General features: G+C 53.8%; 14 protein-coding genes and 1 tRNA gene. 11 read left to right on the plus strand and 4 right to left on the minus strand.

Translation table 11 applies throughout. The features are described from left to right. Nucleotides 1-249: 249 nt before the first annotated feature. Nucleotides 250-1,230, minus strand: coding sequence for a tRNA-modifying protein YgfZ (gene ygfZ, locus C3451_RS23300; protein ID WP_045622914.1), 981 nt, complete (start codon nt 1,228-1,230; stop codon nt 250-252). A 294-nt stretch (nt 1,231-1,524) separates the two neighbouring features. Here ygfZ and sdhE point away from each other — a divergent pair, with 294 nt between their 5' ends. Further along, the gene (sdhE, locus tag C3451_RS23305; RefSeq protein WP_003863437.1) at nt 1,525-1,791 is read left to right on the plus strand and encodes an FAD assembly factor SdhE; all 267 of its coding nucleotides are present in this window, start codon (nt 1,525-1,527) and stop codon (nt 1,789-1,791) included. Further along, a complete protein-coding gene (locus tag C3451_RS23310; protein WP_022649305.1) occupies nt 1,772-2,182 on the plus strand; it encodes a protein YgfX in 411 nt (136 codons plus the stop codon). The genes sdhE and C3451_RS23310 overlap by 20 nt, the downstream gene beginning before the upstream one ends. A gap of 1 nt (nt 2,183) precedes the next feature. Here the strand turns inward: C3451_RS23310 and fldB are convergent, their stop codons facing one another. Beyond that, nucleotides 2,184-2,705, minus strand: a complete 522-nt coding sequence (gene fldB / locus C3451_RS23315; RefSeq protein ID WP_015571793.1) for a flavodoxin FldB — start codon at nt 2,703-2,705, stop codon at nt 2,184-2,186. A gap of 101 nt (nt 2,706-2,806) precedes the next feature. Here fldB and xerD point away from each other — a divergent pair, with 101 nt between their 5' ends. The 5 genes from xerD (at nt 2,807) to lysS (ending at nt 8,900) form a co-directional block, all read left to right on the plus strand. Then, nucleotides 2,807-3,703 carry a site-specific tyrosine recombinase XerD gene (xerD, locus tag C3451_RS23320; protein ID WP_003863442.1) on the plus strand — a complete coding sequence of 299 codons (897 nt, stop codon included), beginning with the start codon at nt 2,807-2,809 and terminating at the stop codon, nt 3,701-3,703. Nucleotides 3,704-3,731: 28 nt separating this feature from the next. After that, entirely contained in the window at nt 3,732-4,445 is a 714-nt protein-coding gene (gene dsbC / locus C3451_RS23325; RefSeq protein WP_022649304.1) for a bifunctional protein-disulfide isomerase/oxidoreductase DsbC, read from the plus strand. 5 nt (nt 4,446-4,450) lie between these two features. Then, nucleotides 4,451-6,184, plus strand: coding sequence for a single-stranded-DNA-specific exonuclease RecJ (recJ, locus tag C3451_RS23330; protein WP_045308807.1), 1,734 nt, complete (start codon nt 4,451-4,453; stop codon nt 6,182-6,184). A 90-nt stretch (nt 6,185-6,274) separates the two neighbouring features. Then, nucleotides 6,275-7,373 (plus strand): peptide chain release factor 2 gene (gene prfB / locus C3451_RS23335; protein WP_096147815.1). Its coding sequence is split into 2 segments (ribosomal slippage): nt 6,275-6,349 and nt 6,351-7,373, totalling 1,098 coding nucleotides; the frame shifts between segments, so codons are not numbered across the junction. A gap of 9 nt (nt 7,374-7,382) precedes the next feature. Further along, nucleotides 7,383-8,900 carry a lysine--tRNA ligase gene (gene lysS / locus C3451_RS23340; RefSeq protein WP_022649302.1) on the plus strand — a complete coding sequence of 506 codons (1,518 nt, stop codon included), beginning with the start codon at nt 7,383-7,385 and terminating at the stop codon, nt 8,898-8,900. Nucleotides 8,901-8,948: 48 nt separating this feature from the next. Here lysS and idi read toward each other — a convergent pair whose 3' ends face one another. After that, nucleotides 8,949-9,491, minus strand: a complete 543-nt coding sequence (idi, locus tag C3451_RS23345) for an isopentenyl-diphosphate Delta-isomerase (RefSeq protein ID WP_023298540.1) — start codon at nt 9,489-9,491, stop codon at nt 8,949-8,951. Nucleotides 9,492-9,654: 163 nt separating this feature from the next. Between idi and actS the strand changes: the two genes are divergently transcribed. From actS to C3451_RS23360, 3 genes are all read left to right on the plus strand, one after another. Then, nucleotides 9,655-10,395, plus strand: a complete 741-nt coding sequence (actS, locus tag C3451_RS23350; protein ID WP_023298539.1) for an amidase activator ActS — start codon at nt 9,655-9,657, stop codon at nt 10,393-10,395. 80 nt (nt 10,396-10,475) lie between these two features. Further along, nucleotides 10,476-10,549: transfer RNA gene (locus tag C3451_RS23355), tRNA-Gly, on the plus strand. Between the two features lie 597 nt (nt 10,550-11,146). Continuing rightward, entirely contained in the window at nt 11,147-11,461 is a 315-nt protein-coding gene (locus C3451_RS23360) for a hypothetical protein (protein ID WP_015673660.1), read from the plus strand. Here the strand turns inward: C3451_RS23360 and C3451_RS23365 are convergent. Then, the gene (locus C3451_RS23365) at nt 11,458-12,264 is read right to left on the minus strand and encodes a DUF4225 domain-containing protein (RefSeq protein WP_045623275.1); all 807 of its coding nucleotides are present in this window, start codon (nt 12,262-12,264) and stop codon (nt 11,458-11,460) included. The two genes, C3451_RS23360 and C3451_RS23365, sit on opposite strands and share 4 nt — an antisense overlap. 240 nt (nt 12,265-12,504) lie before the next feature. Here C3451_RS23365 and C3451_RS23370 point away from each other — a divergent pair, with 240 nt between their 5' ends. Further along, nucleotides 12,505-12,921 carry a recombinase family protein gene (locus tag C3451_RS23370; RefSeq protein WP_223862218.1) on the plus strand — a complete coding sequence of 139 codons (417 nt, stop codon included), beginning with the start codon at nt 12,505-12,507 and terminating at the stop codon, nt 12,919-12,921. The last annotated feature ends 857 nt before the right edge of the window (nt 12,922-13,778 follow it).

Raw genomic sequence — 13,778 nt, forward strand, 5'->3', positions numbered from 1 at the left:
CCTTCGGCTTATTCCTTCCGGCTTATCGGGGACGGGCGGAGGTAACATCCCTGTAAAGCCCGCCCTCTCGGCGCATCCCTGCGCCTCGCCCCGGCCTACAGGAAACGCCTCAGCGATTTACAGCCGGACCGAGGCATCGCTGAAAGCCCTCAGTTATTCTGAGGCAACGTTATCGCTTTTGCTTTCAAATTACTGGGGATCCCTCAGCCCACAGGGAGAGGGAGAATATCAACACCGGGCGATACAGCATCAATCTTCCAGTGAATACGGCAGCGGCTCAATGCTGAGCGTGTTTGCATCATCCCGCACGCGGAACACGCTGTCGGGCTCCATATCATTATTCATGACAACCTGCACCAGCAGGCGGCCATCATCGAGCTGGACGGCGGCTAACACGGTGCCGGTACGGCGCCAGTTTTCGCCCATCTTCATCTCGAGATCTTCACCCGCTTCCGGCACACGGCTGGCGTGACCAGCCAGCGTCCACAGGGCACGTTTGTTCGCGCCGCGGAATTTCGCACGCGCCACCATTTCCTGTCCGGTGTAGCAGCCCTTCTTAAAGCTGATACCACCCAGCGCCTGGATGTTTGTCGCCTGCGGGATAAACTGCGCGCTGTTTGCCGCGTCAATAACCGGCAGGCCCGCTTCGATGTTCAGCGCCAGCCACTGCTGGCTGTTGTTGAGCTGTGCTTCACCGCGCAGGGCTTCAGTGACACGTTCCGCCGTTGCTTCGTCGGTTACCAGCAGGAAGCGCTCCGCAGGGTGTTCGAACCACAGAATGGAGGTTTCTCCCTCGCTGATCAGCTGTTTTCCGGCATCCGGTAGCTCGGCAAACAGGTTTTTCAGTGCTGCACGCGCCTGGAAACCCGCTACCCCCAGCAGAACGTGTTCATCGTCCGGGGCGATGGTGACTTTAGAAAAGACCGCGTATTTTTTCAGCTCTTTAAGCTGGGCGTCACGCAGGCTGCGACGCTCAATGAAGGCGAATCCGTCCTGACGGCGGAACAGACGCAGGTTGCTCCACATTTTGCCTTTTGGATCGCAATGCGCGGCCAGCAGATGCTGGTGCTCAGTCAACTGCGCCACGTCCGCCGTGACCTGGCCTTGCAGGTATTTTTCGCTGTCCGCACCGGTCAGTGTCGCCAGTGCCCAGTCATCAAGAGTAATCAGCGTCAGCGGCAGACGCGCAGAGGCGGCGGGCTGGCGAGGAGAAAATGGTGTAAATGCCATAGTGATGTCCTGAATTGCTTAACGCTTTGATAATACCTAATGGTAAAAGAGACTGTATTCAATGCAAGCGCTTTCAGCAGGCCATTCGTGCCATTACGCGGTTATGCGTGGCGCTACGCAAAATAGTGTAATCCGCTGTCTTTATAAGGATTATTCAGGAAGCCTGCTCGAGGTTCGCAATATTCCAGTAAAGAAACGGTCAAAAACACGTTACACTAGCAGGTGTTCCCGAAGAGCAATAATGAATACCGAACGGGATACCGACTGTGCCAAACGTAATGCAGGAAACAGAACATGGATATTAACAACAAGGCCCGTATTCACTGGGCGTGCCGTCGCGGCATGCGTGAACTTGATATCTCCATCATGCCTTTCTTCGAGTATGAGTACGACAGCTTAAGCGATGACGATAAGCGCCTGTTTGTCCGTCTGCTTGAGTCCGACGATCCGGATTTATTCAACTGGCTGATGAATCACGGCAAGCCCGCCGACACCGAGTTGCAACGGATGGTGCAATTAATTCAAACACGGAATCAGGAACGTGGTCCTGTGGCAATCTGATCTTCGCGTCTCGTGGCGCTCACAGTGGATGTCCTTACTGCTCCACGGTCTGGTCGCGGCAATGGTGTTATTGGTGCCGTGGCCGCTAAGCTATACCCCTCTGTGGCTGCTTTTGCTGTCGTTTGTAGTGTTTGACAGCGTGCGCAGCCAGCGTCGAATCAACGCCCGTCAGGGTGAAATTAAGCTGCTGATGGATTCTCGCCTGCGCTGGCAGGGAAAAGAGTGGGAAATGATAGGGACGCCGTGGATGCTCAACACCGGGATGATGCTACGGCTGCGTCGGGTCGAGGACAATCGTCGCCAGCACCTGTGGCTGGCAGCAGACAGTATGGATCCTGCGGAGTGGCGAGATCTGCGCCGGTTGATCGTGCAACAGCCGACGCAGGAGTAAATCAGCTGAACTGCTCGGCCATCTCACCCAGAATCTGCTCGCACCAACTCTGGAGGCGCTCGTCGCTAAGATCGTACTGGTTGGTTTCATCCAGCGCGAGCCCGACAAACAGCTGGCCGTCGGCAATTATCGGTTTTTGACTGGTGAACTCATAGCCTTCCGTAGGCCAGTAGCCGATAAAGGTCGCGCCCTTTGGGGCCAGTTTGTCGTGCAGCATGCCGAGTGCGTCAAGGAACCACTCCCCGTAGCCCAACTGGTCGCCCATGCCGTACATCGCAATGATTTTGCCTTCAAAATTGACTGAATCGAGCTGATCCCAGATGGCTTCCCAGTCTTCCTGAATCTCACCAAAGTCCCAGGTAGGGATACCCAGAATCAGCACATCGTACTGCTCCATCAAGGCAACCGCGTCATCTTTCAGGTTATGCAACGTCACCAGTTCCGGGCCAATAATGTCGCGAATTTTCTCCGCCGCCATTTCGGTGTAGCAGGTGCTGGAACCATAGAACAGACCAATATTCATCGCGTAACTATCTCAATTCTTGCTATGACTTTGCGCGTAGTGTACCAGAAACCGATGGCAATCAGGCATAATGGCCAGATTGCAGAACCATAGGGGTTGATGTGGAAAAGGATCTCGCACTCATCGAACAGTTTCTCGACGCGCTGTGGCTGGAGAAAAACCTCGCTGAAAATACGCTTAGCGCCTATCGTCGGGATCTCACTCTGCTGGTCGAGTGGCTGGCGCACCGGGGTCTGACGCTTGAAAGCGCACAAAGCGATGACCTGCAAGGGTTACTGGCTGAGCGGATGGAAGGGGGGTACAAAGCCACCAGCTCCGCACGTCTGCTGAGCGCCATGCGCCGCCTGTTCCAGCACCTTTACCGCGAGAAGATCCGCGCGGATGATCCCAGCGCACTGCTGGCATCGCCTAAACTACCTCAGCGGCTGCCAAAAGATCTCAGCGAAGCGCAAGTTGAGAGATTATTACAGTCGCCCGCAGTTGACCTTCCGCTGGAGTTACGCGATAAAGCCATGCTTGAACTATTGTATGCCACGGGCTTGCGCGTTTCTGAACTGGTGGGCCTGACGATGAGCGATATCAGCCTGCGTCAGGGCGTGGTGCGCGTTATCGGTAAAGGGAACAAAGAACGGCTGGTGCCGCTGGGTGAAGAGGCGGTCTACTGGCTGGAGACGTATCTGGAACACGGGCGTCCGTGGCTGCTGAACGGCGTCTCCATAGATGTATTATTCCCGAGCCAGCGCGCGCAGCAGATGACGCGACAAACGTTCTGGCATCGCATTAAACATTACGCCACACTGGCGGGTATTGACAGTGAGAAGCTGTCGCCGCACGTTTTGCGTCACGCCTTCGCGACGCATCTGTTAAACCACGGCGCGGATTTACGCGTGGTGCAGATGTTGCTTGGACACAGCGATCTTTCAACGACGCAAATATACACCCATGTCGCGACGGAACGCCTGCGGCAGCTACACCAACAGCACCACCCTCGCGCGTGAGTGCCGACGAATTGTTACAGGATCATATATGAAAAAGTCTTTAGCGCTGTTCACCCTGCTGGCAGCTTCGGTTTCCGGTTTTGCCCATGCGGATGATGCCGCCATTAAACAGTCTCTGACGAAACTCGGCGTCGCCAGCAGCGAGATCCAACCAGCGCCGGTGGCTGGCATGAAAACGGTGCTGACCAACAGCGGCGTGCTGTACGTGACCGAAGACGGAAAGCACATCATTCAGGGGCCAATGTACGACGTGAGCGGTGCGCAGCCGGTGAACGTCACCAACCAGCTACTGATGAAAAACCTGAATGCGCTCGAAAAAGAGATGATTGTCTACAAAGCGGCGCAGGAAAAGCACGTCATTACCGTCTTCACCGACATCACCTGCGGCTACTGCCACAAGCTGCATGAAGAGATGAAAGACTACAACGCGCTGGGCATTACCGTGCGTTACCTGGCCTTCCCACGCGCTGGCGTGCAGAGTCAGCCTGAGCAGGATATGAAAGCGATCTGGTGTGCGAAAGACCGCAACAAGGCCTTTGATGATGCGATGAACGGTAAAGGCGTGAAGCCCGCCTCCTGCGATATCGACATCGCTAACCACTACGCGCTGGGCGTACAGTTTGGCGTGAGCGGTACGCCAGCCATTGTGCTGAGCAACGGCTATGTGGTGCCGGGCTACCAGGGACCAAAAGAGATGAAAGCGTTCCTCGACGAACACCAGAAACAGACGGGTGGTAAATAATTCGCGTGAAAGCCCCGATAAAACTGCGCCGCCGCGATGCGGTTGAAACCGCGGATTTACCAGATACGCTTCCGCTGCTGTTAAAGCGGTTGTACGCCAGCCGTGGCGTGCGTACGGCAAGCGATCTTGAGCGCAGCGTTAAAGGCATGCTGCCCTGGCAAGCGCTGAGTGGCATCGAAAAAGCGACTGAAATGCTCTACGACGCGTTCCGTGACGGGACGCGGATTGTCGTGGTGGGCGATTTCGATGCCGACGGCGCAACCAGTACCGCGCTGAGCGTACTCAGCCTGCGTGCGCTGGGCTGCGATAACGTGGCTTACCTGGTGCCGAACCGGTTTGAAGACGGCTACGGCCTCAGCCCGGAAGTGGTCGATCAGGCCCATGCCCGTGGTGCACAGATGATCATGACCGTGGATAACGGGATCTCTTCTCATGCGGGGGTCGATCATGCCCATGCGCTGGGGATCCCGGTACTGGTCACCGATCACCACCTGCCAGGAGAAACCCTGCCAGACGCCGAAGCCATCATTAACCCGAACCTGCGCGACTGCGATTTCCCGTCGAAATCGCTGGCCGGAGTAGGGGTGGCGTTTTATCTGATGCTGGCGTTACGCACGTTGCTGCGTGATAAGGGCTGGTTCGAATCGCGCGGGATTGCCGTGCCGAATCTTGCGGAGTATCTCGATCTGGTGGCGCTGGGAACCGTGGCGGACGTGGTGCCGCTCGATACCAATAACCGTATTCTCACCTGGCAGGGCTTGAGCCGCATTCGGGCGGGCAAATGCCGTCCGGGGATCAAGGCGCTGCTGGAAATTGCCAACCGCGATCCGCTGAAGCTTGCGGCAAGCGATTTGGGTTTTGCCCTCGGCCCGCGCCTGAACGCGGCGGGGCGGCTGGACGATATGTCGGTTGGCGTTGCGCTGCTCCTGTGCGACAACATCGGCGAAGCGCGCGTGCTGGCCAGTGAGCTGGACGCACTCAACCAGACCCGTAAAGAGATTGAGCAGGGGATGCAGGCCGAAGCGCTGACCCTGTGCGAAAAGCTGGAGCGCAGCGGTGACACCCTGCCGGGCGGGCTGGCGATGTATCACCCCGAATGGCACCAGGGCGTGGTGGGCATTCTGGCGTCGCGTATTAAAGAGCGTTTCCACCGCCCGGTTATCGCGTTCGCCCCCGCCGGGGACGGCACGCTGAAAGGCTCCGGTCGTTCCATTCAGGGGCTGCATATGCGCGATGCGCTGGAGCGTCTCGACACGCTTCATCCGAACCTGATGATTAAGTTCGGCGGCCACGCGATGGCGGCAGGCCTGTCGCTGGAAGAGGCGAAGTTCGACGAGTTCCAGCGTCTGTTTGGCGAACTGGTCACCGAGTGGATCGATCCGTCTCTGTTGCAGGGTGAAGTGGTTTCTGACGGCGAGCTTTCTCCGGCTGAAATGACCATGGAGGTGGCGCAGATGCTGCGCGATGCCGGCCCGTGGGGGCAGATGTTCCCGGAGCCGCTTTTCGACGGACGTTTTCGTTTGCTGCAACAGCGCATCGTGGGCGAACGCCATCTCAAAGTGATGGTGGAACCGGTCGGCGGCGGGCCGCTGCTCGACGGCATCGCCTTTAACGTTGATACCTCCATCTGGCCGGACAACGGCGTGCGCGAGGTTGAGCTGGCCTATAAGCTGGATATTAACGAGTTCCGCGGTAACCGCACCCTTCAGATCATCATCGACAATATCTGGCCAATTTAGCGTCAGTAATCTCTATAAAAAAGGGCGTGGATTCGGTACAATCCCGCTCTTATCACCGCATTTTGACAAGCTCATAAAAGAAAACAGACCATGTTTGAAATTAATCCGGTAAAAAACCGCATTCAGGACCTCACGGAGCGCTCTGACGTTCTTAGGGGGTATCTTTGACTACGATGCCAAGAAAGAGCGTCTCGAAGAAGTAAACGCCGAGCTGGAACAGCCGGACGTCTGGAACGAACCTGAACGCGCGCAGGCGCTGGGTAAAGAACGTTCCTCCCTCGAAGCCATCGTAGATACGCTGGATCAAATGGCGCAGGGTCTGGAAGATGTTTCTGGGCTGCTGGAGCTGGCTGTCGAAGCCGACGACGAAGAAACCTTTAACGAAGCCGTGGCAGAGCTCGACGTGCTGGAAGAGAAGCTGGCGCAGCTGGAATTCCGTCGCATGTTCTCCGGCGAATACGACAGCGCTGACTGCTATCTCGATATTCAGGCAGGCTCTGGCGGTACCGAAGCGCAGGACTGGGCCAGCATGCTGATGCGCATGTACCTGCGCTGGGCTGAAGCGCGCGGTTTCAAAACCGAGATTATCGAAGAGTCCGAAGGTGAAGTGGCGGGTATCAAGTCCGTCACCATTAAGATTATTGGCGATTACGCCTACGGCTGGCTGCGTACTGAAACCGGCGTTCACCGCCTGGTGCGTAAGAGCCCGTTCGATTCCGGTGGCCGTCGCCACACCTCCTTCAGCTCCGCGTTTGTCTACCCGGAAGTAGATGAAGATATCGATATCGACATCAACCCGGCGGACCTGCGTATCGACGTTTACCGCGCATCCGGCGCGGGCGGTCAGCACGTTAACCGTACGGAATCTGCGGTGCGTATTACCCACATTCCAACCGGGCTGGTAACACAGTGCCAGAACGACCGTTCCCAGCATAAGAACAAAGACCAGGCCATGAAGCAGATGAAAGCGAAGCTTTATGAGCTGGAGATGCAGAAGAAAAATGCTGAGAAGCAGGCGATGGAAGACAACAAGTCCGACATCGGCTGGGGCAGCCAGATCCGTTCTTACGTCCTTGATGACTCCCGCATCAAAGACCTGCGTACCGGGGTTGAAACCCGTAACACGCAGGCGGTGCTGGACGGCAGCCTGGATCAATTTATCGAAGCAAGTTTGAAAGCAGGGTTATGAGGAACCAACATGTCTGAACAACAATCACAGGGCGCTGACGCGGTAGTCGATCTTAACAACGAACTGAAAACCCGCCGCGAGAAACTGGCAGCGCTGCGCGAGCAGGGCGTGCCGTTCCCGAACGATTTTCGTCGTGACCACACCTCTGACCAACTGCACGCAGACTTCGACGGTAAAGAGAACGAAGAGCTTGAAGCGCTGAACGTTGAAGTGTCCGTGGCGGGCCGCATGATGACCCGTCGTATCATGGGTAAAGCCTCCTTCGTGACCTTACAGGACGTTGGCGGCCGCATTCAGCTGTATGTCTCTCGTGACGACCTGCCGGAAGGCATCTATAACGAGCAGTTCAAGAAGTGGGACCTGGGCGACATCCTGGGCGCTAAAGGTAAACTGTTCAAAACCAAGACCGGTGAACTGTCTATCCACTGTACCGAACTGCGTCTGCTGACCAAAGCCCTGCGCCCGCTGCCGGACAAGTTCCACGGTTTGCAGGATCAGGAAGCGCGCTATCGTCAGCGCTACCTGGATCTCATCTCTAATGATGAATCCCGTAAGACCTTCAAAATTCGCTCCCAGATCATGGCCGGTATTCGCCAGTTCATGGTTAACCGCGACTTTATGGAAGTAGAAACCCCGATGATGCAGGTGATCCCAGGCGGTGCCTCTGCCCGTCCGTTCATCACCCATCACAACGCCCTGGACCTGGACATGTACCTGCGTATCGCGCCGGAATTGTACCTGAAGCGTCTGGTGGTCGGTGGTTTCGACCGCGTGTTTGAGATCAACCGTAACTTCCGTAACGAAGGCATCTCCGTACGTCATAACCCAGAGTTCACCATGATGGAACTCTATATGGCGTATGCGGATTACAAAGATCTGATTGAGCTGACCGAATCCCTGTTCCGCACCCTGGCGCAGGATATTCTGGGCACCACGCAGGTCCCTTACGGTGAAGAAGTGTTCGACTTCGGCAAACCGTTCGAAAAACTGACCATGCGCGAAGCGATCAAGAAATACCGTCCGGAAACCAATATGGCGGATCTGGATAACTTCGACTCTGCGAAAGCGATCGCTGAAAGCATCGGTATTAAGGTTGAGAAGAGCTGGGGTCTGGGCCGTATCGTGACCGAGATCTTCGAAGAAGTGGCCGAAGCGCACCTGATTCAGCCGACCTTCATCACCGAATACCCGGCGGAAGTGTCTCCGCTGGCGCGTCGTAATGACGAGAACCCGGAAATCACTGACCGCTTCGAATTCTTCATCGGTGGCCGCGAAATCGGTAACGGCTTTAGCGAGCTGAACGATGCAGAAGATCAGGCGCAGCGTTTCCAGGATCAGGTTAACGCGAAAGCGGCAGGCGACGATGAAGCGATGTTCTTCGACGAAGACTACGTAACCGCGCTGGAACACGGCCTGCCGCCGACGGCTGGCCTGGGTATTGGTATCGACCGTATGGTGATGCTGTTCACCAACAGCCACACCATCCGCGACGTGATCCTGTTCCCGGCGATGCGTCCGGTGAAATAAGCCGTTAAGACGTAAAAAAAGCCCCGTGCGTTTATCGCCGGGGCTTTTTTATTGCGCCGCAAAAGCGCTGAGTTTTTCGCGCGCAGTGTTCGCTTCCTGCACCATCCACGGACTAAATGCCCACGGTGTGGCGTCCAGCGCGCGGAAGAGCGCGTCCAGCTCCACCCATTGATACTCCATCACTTCGTCGCTATTGATTGCGAGGGTATTCGTTACGCGGGCGGCATAGACCGGGCAGATTTCGTTTTCAACGATCCCTGAAGGGTCGGCTTCACGGTAGCGGAACGCCGGGGCAACGGGAGTGATGTCTATGATTTCGGCGCCGACTTCAAAGCGGCAGCGGCGGATAATCGCCTGCTCTGTCGCTTCGTCGGCCTGTGGATGTCCGCAAACGGAGTTGGTCCACACGCCGGGCCAGGCTTTTTTACTTAAGGCGCGCCGGGTAATCAGACATTCTCCGTTAGCGTTAAACAGCCATGAAGAGAAGGCCAGGTGAAGCGGGGTGTGTGACGTGTGCGCGGCGTACTTCTCCTGAGTGCCAATCACCTTTCCCTGGTCATTTACCAAAATAACGTGTTCTTGAATACTCATTGATGCTCCAGTGCCATAATGCTTAATGGTTCAGCACCATCAGCGGAATTATTATACTGCATTCTTATGCGAACGGTTTGGCCCACAGAGCGGAAAAGGGCATGACCCGCATCAGTTTGGGCTGCTATCATAGTGCGCCATTCACGCTGACCGAGGAGCTGTTTTGTTTGCAGGAAGCCTGACGAGAAACCCGATCATTGCCGTTTTCTGCCTGACGCTGACGCTACTTATAGTAGGATGCTCGGGGAGTAAATCTTCGGATATGGGCAGTTATTCCGGTGCCGTCTATACCGTTAAGCGCGGGGACACGCTCTACCGCATCTCACGTGCCACGGGGACCAGCGTGAAGGAGCTGGCGCGCCTGAATAATATTTCTCCACCCTATACCATTGAGATAGGGCAAAAGCTCAAGGTTAACGGCGGTTCCTCCTCAGGGAAAAAGTCCTCAACGCGTAAAACAGCCAAAGTGACGCCATCCTATCAGGTGCCTAAATCATCCTGGCCGCCGGTCGGTCAGCGCTGCTGGATCTGGCCTGCAAGCGGAAAAGTGGTTGCGCCGTACTCGCTCTCGGAAGGGGGCAATAAAGGTATTGATATCGCTGCCGCACGCGGCACGCCGGTTTACGCTTCAGGGGCCGGGAAGGTGGTCTATGTCGGTAACCAGCTTCGTGGATACGGTAACCTGATCATGATTAAGCATGGTGAGGACTACATTACGGCATATGCGCATAACGACACGATGTTGGTGAATAATGGCCAGAACGTGAAGGCGGGGCAGAAGATTGCGACCATGGGCAGTACCGGGACGGATACGGTGAAGCTGCATTTCCAGATTCGCTATAAGGCCACGGCCATCGATCCGCAGCGTTATCTTCCGGCGCAGGGCAGTAAACCGAAGTGCTAAGTGATTATTTAATCGCCACTTAGTGGGGTAAAGGCTTGTATGAAGAGGCGTAAGGTCTATAATGCCTTACGCACCTCAAAGCGGGCGTAGTTCAATGGTAGAACGAGAGCTTCCCAAGCTCTATACGAGGGTTCGATTCCCTTCGCCCGCTCCAGTCTGCTCATAAATCAAGAAGTTATATTTCATCAGTTAGTTACGTTGCTCTGCTTTAGCAGGTACAACTAAAACTACCCACTGTTCTATACCCGTACCTGTCGCGTGATAGGTCTGTGGTACAAGGGAACATATCATCCACGCTGGCGGTGGTTCCAGGTTCTTACCGCGATAGTACAACAACGAACAAAAAGTCGCATACCTGGCATAACTCCCGAACAGATTGAACACACGCATTTAAGCCCGATGTGTGGCCCTATGAGCCACGTAAACAGGTGAATAGTGGTAATGCCCCGGTAGCTACAGATCCGGCTCTGCCAGCGCTTTGCTCACGCTCCGAAAGGTACACGAGCACCCTGATAAGGTGTGATCCCCCTGACAATCTGATTTGGTCACTGGTGACTTTCGCAAAGCGAAACCAACTAGGTTGGCCTGTTGCAGTCGCTATGCTCCGCTTGTTGCTTCTACCACTAACGGGGCTTTATGGCTTCTATTGTCTGAAAGCTGATACATTGCACAAACATCATGTGGATTACTGTAAAGTTCATCACTATGATTATGTGTGCCATTGCCAGTTAAGAAATGCGGAGAGGACAATATGGATGTTACTGATGAGGCTTTGTTGAGTTCTGGCTTTACACCATCGGATTTGAAGAAGATAAAGAACAACGTTGAAAGCTATGGTGGAACGTTGGGGAATGCAATCAGGGACCTGGCTAGGCGATTTATTCTTGCCGTGTGGGTTGTATCCGGTTGCCTTGCTGTATTCATTTTTCTTGTGATGTTCGCATCTGAGCAGAGTGTTTTCTCTGGTGCTATTGGCCTTTCTTGTGGCGCAGCGGTTGCAATTTTTATACAACCGCCTGTACTTGCTTATAAATCTTGGCGATTCTGTAGAGCGAACAAATCTTAATTAGTACTGTTATCAGTAGCCAGAAGATCAAAAATGACTTTCGCTTTGACACCATATCCAGCGATTTTCATCGTTAGCTTAGGCTTGCTCATTGTGTCAACTTTTCGGTAGTAATCACGCGGCAGCCAACGGAATAATCGCCAAGCTCCGGGTTTCCTTGCTAAGCCGAAGATACTATAGACACTCGCCCCTAGAGTCACCGTATTATAAAGAGCTAATCCACTTTTTGGGCTAAACCCCATAAATTGCGCGGTCTCCATTGCGCCATCAGCAAAAATTCCTTCCGATTTGGATTGTTCACCATAGCGAAGATGGCTTGCTTCTTTTGTTATACCGTTAATACCATCAACAAATAAAACTGCTCCTGCAAGAACTCCAACAGGGGTCATAGTGGACATCATAACCATCCCACCAAATAATGCTGCTCCAGATACCACTATATGGATTGCCGAAATCACGTATCCGACGATTTTATTGTTTTCCCTGACAAACTCGACCTTTGCATAAAGTTGGGCGGCTCTGGTTCTTAACAGGCGTTCTTGTTCTTGCAGATTATCTATTTCGGCACGCAGATTTTTGATGCATGCAATGCATTCTTCATCGGTTTTGGCCCGTCGTGCAGTTTCAAATTCTTTATCTACAACCTGTTTTATCTCTTCGACAAACTTGATACGTGTTATCCCATCTTGCAAATAGAATGCTGATAGCCGATTTGCAGTTTCGACGAGTTTCCGGGCCTCCAGATTCACCATGGTATCTGACCATGTTCTGTTCCAGCCCCTGTTAAGCAACGCAATATCCATTAAAGACTCCTTTCCAAAATGTGTCTGGTCATTTTACGTGCAATAAGGTCGAAGACAACAGGAAATACTTTCACAACCCGCCCCCGTAGGTGTCCCGTCTCTTTATCCTCCCAGTTTACATCCTCCTGCTTAAAATATCCCCGGCTCTATTATAGATCCGCTGAGTGGATCGATTAGCCGCCTAATAATTTCACTGGATCTGCATGAAATATCCTGGTGTTATCACTGCGTTACACTACTTTGCTTGCGTTGCAATTTGCCTCGCTTTATTACAACAGGCGAAACGCTGTCTTCCTGTGCCTTTGCCGTAACACTGCTGACTTGCTGGCAACGGTTGAGCGGTTAACAGAACGGGGTGTAGTTGTTCAGTTCCACAAAGAGGATTTTAAGACCGGGAAGAACTCTCCAGCAGGTAATATGATGCTGACCGTACTGGCAGCAGTCGCACAGATGGAACGTGAAACGATGCTGGAGCGCCAGCGTGAAGGTTACGAAGCAGCAAAAGCCGCAGGCAGGATCACCGGACGGGGCAAAGGTCGCTCTATTGATCGTGAAGCCATTAAAGCAGAACTCGCAGCAGGTAAAACCATTCCTGCAATCGCAGAAAGCCACAACGTCAGCACCAGAACAGTCATGAACATTAAGGCCGAAGCCTGAACAATTCTAAAACATCCCCACTTTGACCTCGCTCCGGCGGAGTTTTTTATTGCCTGAAATCCACACCAGCGCGAGCACCACCACCAATAGCTCCGTATGCTCCACCAGAAGCTCTACAGCTCGTCATCCCCCTCACAATTGTAAACTGACAGACCCATATCACAGCGTCCCGCTGAGAGGCTCTCACAGGCCCAGAAATGGAGGGTTTTTCGTTGTTTTTGTACGAAAATTATTTATCTGTATAGAAGGGCGGATCGGTGATTGTGTTTAGCTGCGCCACAGATGGTAGTTCTGCCTAGGCCGCGCCATTACTGGCTTTGCTGCATGCACCACACCATAACGCCCATAGGTACAGACTTGTGATTTGTACGTTCAGTGACCACTTCAGCATGATTAACTACGGATTATAGGCTATTTGAGGTGCATTTAATCTATTTTGTTCGCAGGATAGCCAGTGGCAAAGATCATCCACCTAATTTTCACAGAAAACCAGTATAGGATTGCCAATCTTCAGCCAGCGCGGAGAATGGTCGATACTTTCAGATGAAAGCGGGGGGGATAATCAATACTCGGAGCGGATCAGGTGTCTGGACCGCCTCAGGTGTTGCCGTTGATTGTGCCATTGAAGCATGACGCGGACATATCAAACCATGTCAAAAATTCCGACATAAACCACTGAAGGAAGGTAAGTGGCTTTCCTCTGTCAGAGGGTAGGGAGGTTTTAGCAAAGTGAATCGCCACGGGTTTAACAGACACCTCAGAGTCATTTAAGATGGCTTAAAGAGAGGTGCCCATGAGCGGTAAGCGTTATCCCGAAGAGTTTAAAACTGAAGCAGTCAAACAGGTTGTTGATCGCG

Origin of the sequence: Enterobacter sp. 301B (assembly GCF_003850715.1) — a bacterium.
In the GTDB taxonomy this organism is placed as follows: domain Bacteria; phylum Pseudomonadota; class Gammaproteobacteria; order Enterobacterales; family Enterobacteriaceae; genus Enterobacter; species Enterobacter intestinihominis.

Bases quoted from the DNA above. Each gene is read 5' to 3' on its own strand.
- ygfZ (WP_045622914.1), bottom strand. From the start codon at position 1,230: ATGGCATTTACACCATTTTCTCCTCGCCAGCCCGCCGCCTCTGCGCGT.
- sdhE (WP_003863437.1), top strand. From the start codon at position 1,525: ATGGATATTAACAACAAGGCCCGTATTCACTGGGCGTGCCGTCGCGGC.
- fldB (WP_015571793.1), bottom strand. From the start codon at position 2,705: ATGAATATTGGTCTGTTCTATGGTTCCAGCACCTGCTACACCGAAATG.
- dsbC (WP_022649304.1), top strand. From the start codon at position 3,732: ATGAAAAAGTCTTTAGCGCTGTTCACCCTGCTGGCAGCTTCGGTTTCC.
- lysS (WP_022649302.1), top strand. From the start codon at position 7,383: ATGTCTGAACAACAATCACAGGGCGCTGACGCGGTAGTCGATCTTAAC.
- idi (WP_023298540.1), bottom strand. From the start codon at position 9,491: ATGAGTATTCAAGAACACGTTATTTTGGTAAATGACCAGGGAAAGGTG.
- C3451_RS23360 (WP_015673660.1), top strand. From the start codon at position 11,147: ATGGATGTTACTGATGAGGCTTTGTTGAGTTCTGGCTTTACACCATCG.
- C3451_RS23365 (WP_045623275.1), bottom strand. From the start codon at position 12,264: ATGGATATTGCGTTGCTTAACAGGGGCTGGAACAGAACATGGTCAGAT.